This is a genomic window from Bradyrhizobium sp. BLXBL-01 (assembly GCF_051853025.1).
Classification (GTDB): domain Bacteria; phylum Pseudomonadota; class Alphaproteobacteria; order Rhizobiales; family Xanthobacteraceae; genus Bradyrhizobium.
The window spans coordinates 4,835,411-4,848,482 of the sequence record NZ_CP182471.1 but is presented as its reverse complement, the minus strand read 5'-3'; the positions used below and the strand labels follow the sequence as shown (position 1 = coordinate 4,848,482).

Here is a 13,072-nt window from a genome sequence, read left to right as displayed (position 1 = left end):
CATAAGCGAGTTCAAACTGGAGGTTGGGATGCGAGCAAGAAATTACTTCGTCGGCGCGGCCTTCGCGCTTCTGGCGAGCGGCATGGCTCATTCGGCCCTGGCGCAGGACATCAAGATCGGCGAGATCAACAGCTATTCGCTGCTGCCGGCATTCACCGAGCCCTATCGCAAGGGCTGGCAGCTTGCGGTCGAGGAAGTCAACGCGGCCGGCGGCATCAACGGCAAGAAGCTCGTCGTCATCTCCAAGGACGACGGCGGCAAGCCGGCGGACGCGCAGACCGCGGCCAACGAGCTCGTCTCGAGCGAGAGCGTCGCGATGCTCGCCGGCACGTTTCTGTCGAACATCGGTCTTGCGGTCTCTGACTTCGCCAACCAGAAGAAGGTGTTCTTCCTCGCGGCCGAGCCGCTCACGGACGCCATCACCTGGTCCAAGGGCAACAGGTACACCTTCCGCCTGCGCCCCTCCAACTACATGCAGGCGGCGATGCTGGTGGAGGCCGCCAGCAAGCTGCCCGCAAAACGCTGGGCGACGATTGCGCCGAACTATGAGTACGGCCAGTCGGCGGTCGCGGTGTTCAAGAAGCTGATGTCGGAGAAGCGCCCCGACATCCAGTGGGTCGACGAGCAATGGCCGCCGCAGGGCAAGATCGACGCCGGCCCGGTGGTGCAGGCGGTTGCCGCGGCAAATCCGGAAGCGATCCTCAACGTCACGTTCGGCGCGGACCTCGTCAAGCTCGTGCGTGAAGGCAACACGCGTGGCCTGTTCAAGGGGCGCGAGGTGGTCTCCTTCCTGACCGGCGAGCCCGAATATCTCGACCCGCTCAAGGACGAGACGCCGGAGGGCTGGATCGTCACCGGCTATCCCTGGTACTCGATCAAGACGCCCGAGCATGATGCGTTCCTGAAGGCGTATCAGGCCAAGTACAACGACTATCCGCGCCTCGGCTCGATCGTCGGTTACCAGACCATCAAGTCGGCGGCCGCGATTCTGGCGAAGGCCGGCTCGACCGATCCGGAGAAGCTGATTGCCGCGGCGGAGGGGCTGACCACGCCGTCGCCGTTCGGCGAGATCACCTTCCGCAAGATCGACCACCAGTCGACGCTCGGCGCTTACGTCGGCAAGACCGCGCTGAAGGACGGCAAGGGCGTGATGGTGGAGTCGTCCTACAAGAAGGGCGCGGACTATCTGCCTGGCGATGCCGAAGTCGAGAAGCTGCGTCCGAAGGATTGAGTTCTGCTGCCGTAGGGTGGGTTAGCCCTGCGGACTGCGCGTAGCGCAGATCGCTCGGCGTAACCCACCACTTTCGGTGCCACACGAGAAAAGGCGGTGGGTTACGCCGAGCAGATGCGCTCTGCGCATCTGCAGGGCTAACCCACCCTACGATTTCAACGAACCCGGACCGCCGATGGCCTTTTACGTCGTACAGTTTCTGACCGGTCTCGCCAGCGCGGCGTCGCTGTTCCTGGTGGCGTCGGGCCTGTCGATCATCTTCGGCGTGACGCGAATCGTGAATTTCGCGCATGGCGCCTTCTACATGATCGGCGCCTACATCGCCTTCACGCTGACCGAACGCCTGTCCGGCGCGTTCGGCTTCTGGGGCGGCATCGTGCTGGCCGCGTTCGCGGTGGCGCTGATCGGCGTCATCGTCGAGATGGTGCTGCTCCGGCGCATCTATCATGCGCCCGAGCTGTTCCAGCTGCTCGCGACCTTCGGCCTGACCTTGATGGTCGAGGATCTGGTCGTGCTGATCTGGGGGCCGGACGACCTCGTCGGGCGCCGCGCGCCAGGCTTCAAGGGCGCGATCGATTTCTTCGGCCAGAACATTCCGAGCTACGATCTGTTCCTGATCGTGCTCGGCCCCGTCGTGCTCGGCATTCTCTGGCTGCTGTTCCAACGCACGCGCTGGGGCGTGCTGGTGCGCGCGGCGACGCAGGACCGCGACATGGTGGCAGCCCTCGGCGTCAATCAGAAATGGCTGTTCACGAGCGTGTTCGCCGTCGGCGTCTTCCTCGCAGCGCTCGGCGGCGCGCTCCAGATCCCGCGCGATGCCGTGCATCACGCCATGGATCTGCGCATCATCGTCGAGGTGTTCGTCGTGGTCGTGATCGGCGGCCTCGGCAGCATCGTCGGCGCTTTCGTCGCGGCGGTGCTGGTCTCCGAGCTGAATGCCTTCGGCATTCTGATCTTCCCGAAGATCTCCATCATCCTGGTCTTCCTGGTGATGGCGGTGGTGCTGATCGTGCGTCCCTGGGGCCTGTTCGGCAAGCCGGAAGCGGCCGCGCGCAAGACGCCGGGCCTCACCGTCAATCCCTGGCGGCCGCTGACCTCGAGCGAGCGGCTGATGGCGCTTGCGGCGCTCGTGATCGCAGCGATGCTGCCGCTGTTCGCCGGCAATTATCTGCTGACCGTGGGCTCGGAGATCGCGATCTTCGTGATCTTCGCCGTCAGCCTGCACTTCCTGATGTCGGTCGGCGGCCTCGCCTCGTTCGGTCACGCCGCCTATTTCGGCCTGGGCGCCTATGGCATTGCCTTCCTCGCCAAGATGGCGGGGCTGCCGATGATCGTCTGCCTGCTGCTCGGCCCGCTGCTCGGCTGCATGGGCGCGGCGGTGTTCGGCTTCTTCGCGGTGCAGCTCTCCGGCGTCTATTTCGCGATGCTGACGCTCGCCTTTGCGCAGATCGTGTGGTCGATCGCGTTCCAGTGGGTGAACGTGACCGGCGGTGACAACGGCATTCTCGGCCTCTGGCCCTCGAGCTGGGCGGCAAGTCCGTCGCGCTTCTACTGGCTTGCGCTCGGCGTCGCGGCGCTGGTGACCGTCGCGCTGCGAGCCATGGTGTTCTCGCCGTTCGGCTACGCGCTTCGCGCCACGCGCGACTCAGGCCTGCGCAGCGAAGCCATCGGCATCGATGCCAAGCGCATCCAGTGGACCGCCTTCGTGATCGCAGGCACGACCGCCGGCATCGGCGGCGCATTGTTCGCCTATCTCAAGGGCAGCGTGTTCCCCGACAATCTCGGCATCTCGCTGTCGGTCGACGCGCTGGTCATGGTGCTGCTCGGCGGCGTCGAGACGGTGTCGGGCGCGGTGATCGGCGCCATTGTCTACAAGGCGTTGAACATCTGGCTGGTGAGCCAGACCGATCTGTCGAAGCTCGTGCTCGGCGGCTTCATCATGTTGATCGTCGTCGTCTTCCCCAAGGGCATCGTCGGCATGCTGGAGATGCTGGCGCAGCGCCGGAAGAAGTCATCGCCGCCGGGATCCACCTTGCTCGCCAAGCCGATCGAGTCTGCCGAATGAGCGTTGCACCCCCACTTCTCGCGGTCGAAGGCCTGACCAAATCCTATGGCGGCATCCATGCCGTGCGCGGCGTGTCGTTCTCGCTGCGGGCCGGCGAGATCCTGGCCCTGATCGGGCCGAACGGGGCGGGAAAAAGCACCTGCTTCGACATGCTCAACGGCCAGAACAAGCCTGATAGCGGGCACGTCCGCCTGCTCGGCGAAGAGATCACGGGCCGGAAGCCGCGTGAGGTCTGGCGGCTCGGCGTCGGCCGCACGTTCCAGATCACCGCGACCTTCGCCACCATGACCGTGCGCGAGAACGTGCAGGTCGCGCTGATCTCGCATGGGAAGCAACTGTTCAATCTGTTCGGCTCGGCGCCGAAGTTCGACCGCGCCGAGGCCGGCCGCCTGCTCGAGCTGGTCGGCATGGGCGGTTATGCGGACCGGCCCTGCGGCGAGCTTGCCTATGGCGATCTCAAGCGGCTCGAGCTTGCGGTCGCGCTCGCCAACCAGCCCAAACTGCTGCTGATGGACGAGCCGACGGCGGGCATGGCACCGCGCGAGCGCGTCGAGTTGATGCGGCTGACCGCGGGCATTGCTCGGGAAAAATCCATCGGGGTGCTCTTCACCGAGCACGACATGGACGTGGTGTTCGAGCATGCCGACCGCATCATCGTGCTCAACCGCGGGACGTTGATCGCGGAGGGCTCGCCGGCGGACGTGCGCGGCAATCCCCAGGTGCAGGCGGTCTATCTCGGCGAGGGCCTGGTCTACGATGCCCGCCATCGCGAGGGGGCATCGACATGAAGCTCACGGTGCAAGACCTCAACAGCCATTACGGTCCGGCGCATATCCTGTTCGACATCGGCTTCGAGGTCGGCGAGGGCGAGGTGGTGGCGCTGCTGGGGCGCAACGGCGCCGGCAAGTCGACGACGTTCCGCTCGATCGTCGGCCTCGTCGCGCAGCGCTCCGGCCGCATCACGTTCGAGGGCAAGGACGTCTCGTCGAAGCCGACCCACGAGATTGTGCGCGAGGGCCTCGGCTACGTGCCGGAGGAGCGGCGAATCTTCACGGACCTGACCGTCGAGGAAAACCTCGAAGTCGGCCGCCAGCCGAAGCGTCCGAACGCGCCGCACTGGACGCGCGAAAAGCTGTTCACGCTGTTTCCGAACCTGGGCGAGATGAAGAACCGCCCGGGCGGACGCATGAGCGGCGGCGAGCAGCAGATGCTCACCATCGCGCGTACGCTGATGGGCAATCCCTCGCTGGTGCTGCTGGACGAGCCGTCGGAGGGCCTGTCGCCGAAGATCGTGGAGCAGATGGTCGATGCCATCCTGACCATGAAGAAGGAAGGCGTCAGCATCGTCGTCTCCGAGCAGAATCTGCATTTCGCGCGGCTGATTTCGGATCGCGCCTACATTATCGAGCGCGGCCGGATCTGCTTCGGCGGCACCATGGCCGAGCTCGACGCGCGCCCGGATATCCGCGACGCGCATCTGTCGTTGTGAGGGACGCGCAGCGGATGGCGAGAAGTGTTACGGCAAAGAAGAGCGTCAAACCAGCGAAACCGCCTTACGTGCTCGACGAACAGGTCGGCTTCATCCTGCGTCAGGTCTGGCAGCGCCACAGCTCGATCTTCACCCGCGATATCGGCACCAACCTGACGCCGACGCAATGGGCGGCGCTGTCGAAACTGGCCGAGACCGGGCCGTGCTCGCAGAATCAGCTCGGGCGCCTCACGGCGATGGACGTCGCGACCATCAAGGGCGTGATCGATCGTCTCACCGCGCGCGGCCTGACCGAAACGAGCCAGGATCCCGAGGACGGCCGGCGCCTGCTGGTAAGCCTGACCCGCGCCGGTCAGCAGCTTGTCGAAAAGCTCGCGCCGAATGCGCTGGCGATCACCCGCGAGACGCTGGCGCCGCTCGATGCGAAAGAGCGCGACACGCTGATGGCGCTGCTGAACAAGCTCAGATGAAAGTGCCGTAGGCTGGGCAAAGCGAAGCGTGCCCACCATCCTTTCTCGAATCGCAAAAATCGTGGGCGCGGCGCTTCGCGCCTTTGCCCACCCTACGGCAGTTGAACAAGGTGCCGGAACTGGCGACTAACCTCGATGAAGGATTTATCGAGGTTTTGGTCATGAGAGTTGCGAGGCGCTTTGCGGTTGTCTTGAGTCTTGGTGCCGCGCTCGCCGGCCAATGCGCTCCTGCCCTTGCCGCGGAGCCTTACGAAGGCTTCTGGGCCTCGACCAAAAAGGACTGTCGCAACGAGGATAGCCCCAACCGCATGAGCATCGAGGGCGGCAATCGCCTCTACTGGTACGAGACGCGGTGCCGCGCCAGCGAGATCACGGCCGACGGAAGCCTCGGTTGGAAAATGAAGCTCGCCTGCGAAGGCGAGGGCGAAAAATTTCGCTCCAACCCTCGCGTCTCCATCGCTGCGGACGGCAGGCTGGTGATGGACAATGGTCCAGTTGGGCAGGCCAAGCGCCAGACCTATGTGCGCTGTGAGATCGCAAAGAAGCGCTGATCTCTTACGTCTTTCCCGGCCATTTGGCGCGGTAGCGGATCTCGCTGCCGTCACCAAGCCGCCGCCACGTTCCGAATTCCGGCGTATGCGGCGCCCGGGCCGTCAAATCGATCGGATAGATCCGGCTCGGCTGGCCCTGGATGTTGACGGCGAGCTGCCGGTACGAGGTCCGAAACGCCAGCTCGACTTCGCCGGCGATAACGGCCTGATCGCCGTCGCGATAGAACGCGGCCGGGCTGACTTCGCCCGGCATGGTGTTGAGGTCGGTCTGCAGTTCGATGGTGATGCCCTGCGCTGATGTCGGCACCGTGACCCCCGCCGGAAAGCGGACCTCGAACACGAGCAGGGGATTGGCGCCGTTGCGGTTGAGCCAGGGCGTGGCGGTCGCGTAAGCGTAGGCGATGTAGGCGCCGATGCCGGCGGTGCAGAGCAGGGCGACGATGCCGAGCGACTTCAAGCTGTTCCGCGCGACGCCACCGATGCCTGCGTCCTGCCCTGTATCTTTGCCCGAACGCGTCACGAGCCAATTGGCGAGGACCGCGCCGGCGATTGCACCCATGGGTGAGTAGACGAACAGTCCCAGCAGACCCGATGCGATCGGGTCCGCCCGGTTGCCGACACCGAGCAGGGAGAACAGCACGAAGATCGCGATATAGCCCGCCACCGCGCCAGCAGCGCCGGCGGCTATCCGTGATGAGTTCTTCATGTCTCCCTCGATGGTCAAACAATGAACTGCCGCCGCCGAGGGCTGCCTGCGTTAGACGCAACAGGCTTGCGACTTGTTCAATGCCTTCGAGGGACGATGCGGAGCGGCGGGCCGCTCCGGCTGCGTCACTTCGCTACCACCTCCGGCACCTTGCCGGCCGGCGGCGTGTTGCGGCTGCGCTGGGTGCGCACGATGCCGTCGATGATGGTCATGCCGATGCCGGGGAGGTCGCCGAGCTGCACGCTCTCCAGGATGTTCTTGCCCGGCGAGTGCTGCGCCTTGTCCATGATGACGAAGTCGGCGGAGCGGCCGACCTCGATCAGGCCGCAGTCGAGCTGCCGCATCCGGGCGGTGTTGCCGGTGGCAAGGCAGAACGCGATCTCGGCCGGGAGGTCGCCGAGCGAGGACAGCATCGAGACCATGCGCAGGATGCCGAGCGGCTGCACGCCGGAGCCGGCGGGCGCGTCGGTGCCGAGGATGACGCGGTGCAGGTCGCCCATCTCGCGCGCGGTGCGCAGCGTGAACAGGGCCGAGCGCTCGTTGCCGTTGTGCACGAGCTCGAGGCCGCGCTTGCAGCCCTCGCAGATGCAGCGGATCTGGTCGTCGGGCAGGGCGGTGTGGCCGCCGTTGATGTGGCCGACCACGTCGGTATCGGCCTCCAGCACCACGTCCTTGTCGATCAGGCCGGAGCCGGGGATCGACGGGCCGCCGGTGTGGATGGTGCTCTGGATGCCGTATTTGCGCGCCCAGCCGACCATCTTGCGCGCGGTCGGGCCGTCCTTGACGCCGCCGAGGCCGACCTCGCCGAGCAGCTTGACGCCGTTGGCGGCCATCTCCTTGAAGTCTTCTTCCACCATCTCGCATTCGATCACCGGCGCGCCGGCGTGAACCTTCACGCCGCCGGGCCGCAGGGTCCAGAACGCGCGCTGGGCGAACACGGCCATCGCCTTGAGTCCGACGACGTCGCGGGGCCGGCCGGGCATGTGGACTTCGCCGGCGGAGATCATGGTGGTGACGCCGCCGTGGAGGTAGCTGTCGATCCAGTTGATCTGGTTCTGGCGCGGCGTCCAGTCACCGGCGACAGGGTGGACGTGGCTGTCGATCAGACCCGGCGCCACCGTGGTGCCGTTGGCGTCGACGATGGTGGTGGCGCCTTCGATGTCGACGTCCTTGAAGCGGCCGATCGCGGTGATCTTGCCGTTCTCGGCGACGATGGTGTCGCCGTCCAGGATCGGCTTTTCCAAAGCGCCGGACAGGATCAGGCCGATATTCCGGATCACCAGCTTCGAGGGTCCGGTGGCCTGGGGTGCGTCATGCGCCATGGAAGGGGCTCCTTATTCGTAACTGCAACGCTTCCGATCTTGGGCAGCCTTGACCGCGGGATCAAGCCGGATTATTCATTAGTATACGAATGATCGTGTACAAACGACGCATAGCTGCCGGCCTCGGAACCGCAATTGACGCGACAGGGAAGGTGAGATGAGCAATTTCAATCAGGAAAGCGTTTTGAGCGTCCACCACTGGACCGACACGCTGTTCTCCTTCAAGACCACCCGCAGCCCGACCTTCCGCTTCCGTAACGGCGAATTCACCATGATTGGGCTCAAGGTCGGCGAGAAGCCGCTGCTGCGGGCCTACAGCGTTGCCAGCGCTAATTACGAGGACACGCTGGAGTTCTTCTCGATCAAGGTGCCTGATGGACCGCTGACCTCGCGGCTCCAGCATTTGAAGGAAGGCGACGAGATCATCGTCAGCCGCAAGGCCACCGGCACGCTGGTGATCGACAATCTGGAAGAGGGCCGCAACCTCTACCTGATCGGCACCGGCACCGGCCTTGCGCCGTTCCTGAGCGTGATCAAGGACCCCGAGACCTACGAGCGGTTCGAGAAGGTGGTGCTGCTGCACGGCTGCCGGCACGTCAAGGAGCTCGCCTATGGCGAGATGATCACCGAGCACCTGCCGAAGGACGAGCTGCTCGGCGAGTACATCCAGAACCAGCTGATCTACTACCCGACCGTGACCCGCGATCCCTTCCGCAACCGCGGCCGCATCACCGACCTCATCACCTCGGGCAAGCTCTTCGCCGACATCGGCCTGCCGGCACTGGAAGCCGCCCATGATCGCGTCATGATCTGCGGCAGCCCGGCGCTGGTGGCGGACACCCGCGTCCTCTTGGGCGAGCGCGGCTTCGTCGAGGGCAATCACGGCGAGCCGGCCCAATTCGTGGTCGAGAAGGCGTTCGCCGAGCGTTAAAGCGTTTTCGAGCGAAGTGGATACCGGTTCGCGTCAAGAAAACGCGTCCAAATAAGAACCTAGAGCCCCGTTCCGGGGCTCTAGGCCCGGAATTTCTGCGCGAGAAGATCGCATTTTCGCCACCGCCGGGGCGTTGCGGCGCCGATTCGGCGCACGATACTATGTGGGACCGAATCAGCGGAGTTCCCACATGGTTGCGGACAGCGACAGCAATATCGCCTGGCACCGGGTTCAGTTGAAGAAGAACCGCGCCGAGTTGAAGGCGCTGGAGACCGCGCGCTTCACGATGGGCGAGATCGCCACCTCGAAGCGCAATGGCCAGACGCAGAAGACGATCACGGAACTCAAGCGCAAGATCGCGCAGTCGGAGCGGGTGATCGCCGATCACGACAAGCGCACGCGCCGTCCCCTCGCAACGGACCTGCAGAGCCTCAGCAATGGCAGCTGGAGCCATTGGGACGCCTACACCCAACAGCAGCGCAAGAGCGGCCAGCGCTCCTCTGGGCGCGGATAGAGCTCTCCACGCCTGCGGCCGACGCGCAGACGCGCCCTTGCGCCGGCCGCGCCGTGCACCATCTCGGTGATACGCCACCAATCGCTCCGGTGATCCCATGACAGCGCGCCTCGATTTCACCAGCGAGGCCTTCTTTCGCGATCCGCCCAAGGCGATCGCGAACTTGCGCATGTCAGGCCCTGTGGTCGCGACGCGGTTTCCTCTCGTCGGCAATGTCTGGATCACCACGACCCATGACGCCACCGCGCAGGTGCTGAAGGACGGCGCAACCTTCACGTTGCGCAAGGACGATGGCGACGTCGCGGGCTTGCGCTGGTGGATGCCGAGGTTCGTCAGGACTATCGCCAACAGCATGCTGACGATGGACGAGCCGGATCACACGCGGCTGCGCAGCATAGTGGACGAGGCGTTTCGCCGCCGCGCGATCGTCGCGATGGAGCCGCGCATCCGGGCCATCGCCGACGGTCTGGCCGACGAGCTGTTCGCGGAGGAATGCCCGGCCGATCTGGTCCAGCGCTATGCGCGCATCCTGCCGCTCGCGGTGATCTCGGAGCTGCTCGGCCTGCCGCTGGCAGATCGTCCAAAGTTCATCGCCTGGGCCAATGCGATGTCCTCGCTGACGAACGCCGTCAGCTTCTTGTCCCTGCTGTTCGCGTTCCGCAAGATGCGCGCCTACCTCGAGCAGCAGTTGCAGACCGCGCGCGTGCAGGGCGGCGAGGGCCTGATTGCCGAGCTGATTCAGGTCGAGCGCGAAGGCGGTCAGATCACGCCGGATGAAATGGTTTCGATGGTGTTTCTGCTGCTCGCCGCGGGATCGGAAACCACCACCCATCTCATCAGCGGTTCCGTCTACGAGCTGCTCAGGAATCCCGAGCTGCGCGACTGGCTGGAACAGGACTGGAGCCGTGTCGGGCTCGCGGTCGAGGAGTTCCTGCGCTTCGTCTCGCCGGTGCAATTCTCCAAGCCGCGCTATGTGCGGCGCGATGTCGAGATCGAAGGCGTGCGCCTGAAGAAGGGCGATCGCGTCATGGTGATGCTTGCCGCTGCGAACATGGATCCCACGGTTCATGATCGTCCCGAGACCCTCGATCTCGAACGCAAGCCGAACCGCCATATCTCCTTCGGCACGGGAATCCACTTCTGCCTCGGCCATCAGCTTGCGCGCATCGAGGCGGCCTGCGCGCTGCAGGCGCTGTTCGTGCGCTGGCCGAAATTGAGTCTGGCCGTCGATTCCGCCGAGGTCCGCTGGCGCAAGCGGCCGGGCCTGCGCGCGATCGCGAAGCTTCCTGTCACGCCAGAGGGCCGCGGAACAGAGACGACGTCACGCACGGGAACGAGAGACGATCGTTCCCTCACCGCGGCGAACTGACGTCGGCAACGCCCTTTCGGAAAATCTTTGCCGGATGTGAACGATCAGGAACGGTGTGCCGATCGTGCTGTTGTTATCCCGACATGACGCGGAGGAGAGTTCCTTGAGCGCATGTCGCAGATCGACGTCTTAACGGGAGACAAGATCATGGCCAGCAAGATGCCACCTGTTCCACCGGACAATCAGAGCCACAAGGGAACTGGAGATCGCAAGCAAACGCCCGCCGATCAGGTCCCGCACGGTCAGCAACGTGCGCAGAATCCGGATCAGCAGGGACAGCAGGGCAACATCAAGCAGAACACGACCAATCAAGGCTATCAGCAAGATCGCTGAGGAGGCGACATTGTCGACATCCACGAAGACACCGAACAGCATTCGTCAGGGCGGACCCGGCGCCTCGCACGAGAACGCGAAGGCACCGCTTGAGGTGAAGAAACCGCCGGCGGATGATCCGCAGCGCAGCCACAGCCGGGTTTCCGGCGGCGGTGGCGAGCACGATTCCCATCACAGGCACGACGAGGCCGGAAAGGGCGGAGGTAGGTGACGATTGGAGATCAATATGCAGGGCAAGAAGACACACGAACAGCAGGTGCGCATCCTCGAGCGGAAGCCCGATGTTCCGGATGCGCGAGAGCTCGAGCAGGCCGCCGGCCATAACCCGCAAGACACGCGCGTCCATCGTGCCAACCCGGAGGTGCGTCACAGCGAGTTTCCGGTGAGCCGCGGCGGCCTCAACCAGGAAAGCGATCACAACAAGCACAACGATCCCGGCCAGAGCGGCCACAAGCCGCCCAAGCCGACGACGGCACAACAGAAGCACTAATCTTCGCAAGACGACTGCAAGAGATCACTGCAAGAGGAGAGACTGATGCCAGGTGGCCACGGCAGCAAGACGCATTTCAGATCGGGCATGCATGGCAAGGGCGACGGCACCGGCGCGTTGACCGACGTGCCGAAGGAGATGATCGGCGACAACATGGTCCTGTCCAACCGAGACAAGAAACAGCATTCGGACATCCGCGGCATGGACAGCAAGGCCATTCAGACCGAGCAGTATCAGGATCACGCGGCCAACCGGCTCGAACGGGAGCCAGACGCCGACGAGACCTGAGAGGGGCGTTCCCCCCGCCAACTTGCGGACCGGCGTTCAGCCGGTCCGCTTTTTTGTAGACGCAAGATCGCGCTCCCAGCCGAACACCGAGCGGCCATCGAGATCCGGTGAGGCCGCACGCTCACCGGCGATCAAAGCCGCGACCGAGGGGCCGCGCGCGGTCCGCTCCAGCCGCCGCGCCTGGTCGTCGAGGCGCTTGATCGCCTGCATCTCCTCCTCGCGTCCGAGCTTCGCGTTCTGGATCGCGCCTTTCAGCACCCGGATGGTCTCGTCATAGACCTTGATCGGAACGGGGTAGGGATGCCGGTCCTTGCCGCCATGGGCGAGCGAGAAACGCGCGGGGTCGGTGAAACGATAGGGCGCGCCGTGCACGACCTCTGCGACCATCGCCAGCGAGCGCACGGTGCGCGCGCCGACGCCCGGCGTCAGCAGCAGTTCCGGAAAATCCGCCGGGCCGCGCTCGGCCGCCGCGGCCAGCGTACCGTGCAGGCGGCGCGCGAACACGTCCTTCGGCTGCACATCATGATGTGCCGGCATGATCAGATGCGGCAGCATGCCTTGCGCCGGTGTGGACGCGGTCCCCGCGAGCCGTTCGAATTCGGAGACGATGCGATCCGGACCGAGATCGGAGAGCAGCTCGAGCTGCGCCGTCCGAGACATATCGGCGCGATGATCGGTGAGATTGACGATCTCTCCCTGCTGCGGCCCGTCGATTGCGCTATGCGGCGTATCGACAAAGCTCTTCAGTGCCTCGGAATGCCAGTGATAGCGCCGCGCCTGCCGCTTGTCGCCGTTCATGCCCTGCTGCACCACCGTCCATTTGCCCTCAGTGGTGACGAAGAAGCCGTGCAGGTAAAGGTCAAAGCCGTCCTGGACCGCGGCACTGTCGACCTTGGCCACCAGACGGCTGGCACGCGTCAGCTCGATGCCGTCGAATCCGACGCGCTCGCCGAGTTGCAACAGCTCGTCCGGCGTCTTGCGCGAATGCTGACCGCGGCCGCCGCAGACGTAAATCCCGAGCTCGTCCTGGAGCGGTCCGAGCCCGCGCTTCAGCGCGCCGATCACCGAGGTGGTGATGCCGGAGGAGTGCCAGTCCATCCCCATCACGGCGCCAAACGACTGGAACCAGAATGGATGCGACAGCCGCTGCAGAAACGCGTCGCGGCCGTAATGATGCACGATCGCCTGGGTGACGATCGCCCCCAGGGAGGACATGCGGCTTGCCAGCCAGGGCGGAACCCGCCCGGTGTGAAGAGGAAGATCGGCGCTGCCGGTACGTCGAGTCATGCCGGCAAGCCTAGCGCAGCTCAGCG

16 protein-coding genes are annotated in these 13,072 nt (G+C 64.9%); 13 read left to right on the top strand and 3 right to left on the bottom strand.

What is annotated here, in order from left to right; all coding sequences use genetic code 11:
• Nucleotides 1-28 precede the first annotated feature (28 nt).
• The 6 genes from ACNJYA_RS22740 to ACNJYA_RS22715 all read left to right on the top strand — a co-directional run bounded on the left by ACNJYA_RS22740 (nucleotide 29) and on the right by ACNJYA_RS22715 (nucleotide 5,806).
• The gene (locus tag ACNJYA_RS22740) at nucleotides 29-1,231 is read left to right on the top strand and encodes an ABC transporter substrate-binding protein (protein WP_439363364.1); all 1,203 of its coding nucleotides are present in this window, start codon (nucleotides 29-31) and stop codon (nucleotides 1,229-1,231) included.
• Nucleotides 1,232-1,406: 175 nt separating this feature from the next.
• On the top strand, nucleotides 1,407-3,296 hold the full coding sequence (locus tag ACNJYA_RS22735) for an ABC transporter permease (protein WP_439363363.1): 1,890 nt from the start codon (nucleotides 1,407-1,409) through the stop codon (nucleotides 3,294-3,296).
• Entirely contained in the window at nucleotides 3,293-4,084 is a 792-nt protein-coding gene (locus tag ACNJYA_RS22730) for an ABC transporter ATP-binding protein (protein WP_172786251.1), read from the top strand. The genes ACNJYA_RS22735 and ACNJYA_RS22730 overlap by 4 nt, the downstream gene beginning before the upstream one ends.
• A complete protein-coding gene (locus ACNJYA_RS22725; RefSeq protein ID WP_439363362.1) occupies nucleotides 4,081-4,785 on the top strand; it encodes an ABC transporter ATP-binding protein in 705 nt (234 codons plus the stop codon). The genes ACNJYA_RS22730 and ACNJYA_RS22725 overlap by 4 nt, the downstream gene beginning before the upstream one ends.
• 14 nt (nucleotides 4,786-4,799) lie before the next feature.
• Nucleotides 4,800-5,255 carry a MarR family winged helix-turn-helix transcriptional regulator gene (locus tag ACNJYA_RS22720; protein WP_439400764.1) on the top strand — a complete coding sequence of 152 codons (456 nt, stop codon included), beginning with the start codon at nucleotides 4,800-4,802 and terminating at the stop codon, nucleotides 5,253-5,255.
• A gap of 161 nt (nucleotides 5,256-5,416) precedes the next feature.
• Nucleotides 5,417-5,806, top strand: coding sequence for a hypothetical protein (locus ACNJYA_RS22715; RefSeq protein WP_439363361.1), 390 nt, complete (start codon nucleotides 5,417-5,419; stop codon nucleotides 5,804-5,806).
• Between the two features lie 4 nt (nucleotides 5,807-5,810).
• Here the strand turns inward: ACNJYA_RS22715 and ACNJYA_RS22710 are convergent, their stop codons facing one another.
• Both ACNJYA_RS22710 and ACNJYA_RS22705 read right to left on the bottom strand, forming a co-directional pair.
• Nucleotides 5,811-6,512: a hypothetical protein gene (locus ACNJYA_RS22710; RefSeq protein WP_439363360.1), complete on the bottom strand. Its 702-nt coding sequence runs from the start codon at nucleotides 6,510-6,512 to the stop codon at nucleotides 5,811-5,813.
• A 125-nt stretch (nucleotides 6,513-6,637) separates the two neighbouring features.
• A complete protein-coding gene (locus tag ACNJYA_RS22705; RefSeq protein ID WP_172786255.1) occupies nucleotides 6,638-7,834 on the bottom strand; it encodes an amidohydrolase family protein in 1,197 nt (398 codons plus the stop codon).
• Between the two features lie 157 nt (nucleotides 7,835-7,991).
• Between ACNJYA_RS22705 and ACNJYA_RS22700 the strand changes: the two genes are divergently transcribed.
• The 7 genes from ACNJYA_RS22700 (at nucleotide 7,992) to ACNJYA_RS22670 (ending at nucleotide 11,759) form a co-directional block, all read left to right on the top strand.
• Nucleotides 7,992-8,765: a ferredoxin--NADP reductase gene (locus tag ACNJYA_RS22700; protein WP_172786256.1), complete on the top strand. Its 774-nt coding sequence runs from the start codon at nucleotides 7,992-7,994 to the stop codon at nucleotides 8,763-8,765.
• 190 nt (nucleotides 8,766-8,955) lie between these two features.
• The gene (locus ACNJYA_RS22695; protein WP_172786257.1) at nucleotides 8,956-9,279 is read left to right on the top strand and encodes a hypothetical protein; all 324 of its coding nucleotides are present in this window, start codon (nucleotides 8,956-8,958) and stop codon (nucleotides 9,277-9,279) included.
• Between the two features lie 97 nt (nucleotides 9,280-9,376).
• Nucleotides 9,377-10,648 (top strand): cytochrome P450, encoded by a 1,272-nt coding sequence (locus ACNJYA_RS22690; RefSeq protein WP_439363359.1) that lies wholly within the window; start codon nucleotides 9,377-9,379, stop codon nucleotides 10,646-10,648.
• Between the two features lie 147 nt (nucleotides 10,649-10,795).
• Nucleotides 10,796-10,981 (top strand): hypothetical protein, encoded by a 186-nt coding sequence (locus ACNJYA_RS22685; protein WP_212257611.1) that lies wholly within the window; start codon nucleotides 10,796-10,798, stop codon nucleotides 10,979-10,981.
• Between the two features lie 10 nt (nucleotides 10,982-10,991).
• Nucleotides 10,992-11,192, top strand: a complete 201-nt coding sequence (locus ACNJYA_RS22680; protein WP_124158690.1) for a hypothetical protein — start codon at nucleotides 10,992-10,994, stop codon at nucleotides 11,190-11,192.
• 15 nt (nucleotides 11,193-11,207) lie between these two features.
• A complete protein-coding gene (locus ACNJYA_RS22675) occupies nucleotides 11,208-11,471 on the top strand; it encodes a hypothetical protein (RefSeq protein WP_439363358.1) in 264 nt (87 codons plus the stop codon).
• 45 nt (nucleotides 11,472-11,516) lie between these two features.
• Nucleotides 11,517-11,759, top strand: a complete 243-nt coding sequence (locus ACNJYA_RS22670; protein ID WP_172786261.1) for a hypothetical protein — start codon at nucleotides 11,517-11,519, stop codon at nucleotides 11,757-11,759.
• A 36-nt stretch (nucleotides 11,760-11,795) separates the two neighbouring features.
• Here ACNJYA_RS22670 and ACNJYA_RS22665 read toward each other — a convergent pair whose 3' ends face one another.
• Nucleotides 11,796-13,046, bottom strand: a complete 1,251-nt coding sequence (locus ACNJYA_RS22665) for a DUF763 domain-containing protein (protein ID WP_439363357.1) — start codon at nucleotides 13,044-13,046, stop codon at nucleotides 11,796-11,798.
• Nucleotides 13,047-13,072: the final 26 nt, after the last annotated feature.

Bases quoted from the DNA above. Each gene is read 5' to 3' on its own strand.
- ACNJYA_RS22730 (WP_172786251.1), top strand. From the start codon at position 3,293: ATGAGCGTTGCACCCCCACTTCTCGCGGTCGAAGGCCTGACCAAATCC.
- ACNJYA_RS22725 (WP_439363362.1), top strand. From the start codon at position 4,081: ATGAAGCTCACGGTGCAAGACCTCAACAGCCATTACGGTCCGGCGCAT.
- ACNJYA_RS22735 (WP_439363363.1), top strand. From the start codon at position 1,407: ATGGCCTTTTACGTCGTACAGTTTCTGACCGGTCTCGCCAGCGCGGCG.
- ACNJYA_RS22700 (WP_172786256.1), top strand. From the start codon at position 7,992: ATGAGCAATTTCAATCAGGAAAGCGTTTTGAGCGTCCACCACTGGACC.
- ACNJYA_RS22695 (WP_172786257.1), top strand. From the start codon at position 8,956: ATGGTTGCGGACAGCGACAGCAATATCGCCTGGCACCGGGTTCAGTTG.
- ACNJYA_RS22710 (WP_439363360.1), bottom strand. From the start codon at position 6,512: ATGAAGAACTCATCACGGATAGCCGCCGGCGCTGCTGGCGCGGTGGCG.
- ACNJYA_RS22740 (WP_439363364.1), top strand. From the start codon at position 29: ATGCGAGCAAGAAATTACTTCGTCGGCGCGGCCTTCGCGCTTCTGGCG.
- ACNJYA_RS22705 (WP_172786255.1), bottom strand. From the start codon at position 7,834: ATGGCGCATGACGCACCCCAGGCCACCGGACCCTCGAAGCTGGTGATC.
- ACNJYA_RS22665 (WP_439363357.1), bottom strand. From the start codon at position 13,046: ATGACTCGACGTACCGGCAGCGCCGATCTTCCTCTTCACACCGGGCGG.
- ACNJYA_RS22685 (WP_212257611.1), top strand. From the start codon at position 10,796: ATGGCCAGCAAGATGCCACCTGTTCCACCGGACAATCAGAGCCACAAG.
- ACNJYA_RS22715 (WP_439363361.1), top strand. From the start codon at position 5,417: ATGAGAGTTGCGAGGCGCTTTGCGGTTGTCTTGAGTCTTGGTGCCGCG.
- ACNJYA_RS22720 (WP_439400764.1), top strand. From the start codon at position 4,800: ATGGCGAGAAGTGTTACGGCAAAGAAGAGCGTCAAACCAGCGAAACCG.
- ACNJYA_RS22690 (WP_439363359.1), top strand. From the start codon at position 9,377: ATGACAGCGCGCCTCGATTTCACCAGCGAGGCCTTCTTTCGCGATCCG.
- ACNJYA_RS22675 (WP_439363358.1), top strand. From the start codon at position 11,208: ATGCAGGGCAAGAAGACACACGAACAGCAGGTGCGCATCCTCGAGCGG.
- ACNJYA_RS22670 (WP_172786261.1), top strand. From the start codon at position 11,517: ATGCCAGGTGGCCACGGCAGCAAGACGCATTTCAGATCGGGCATGCAT.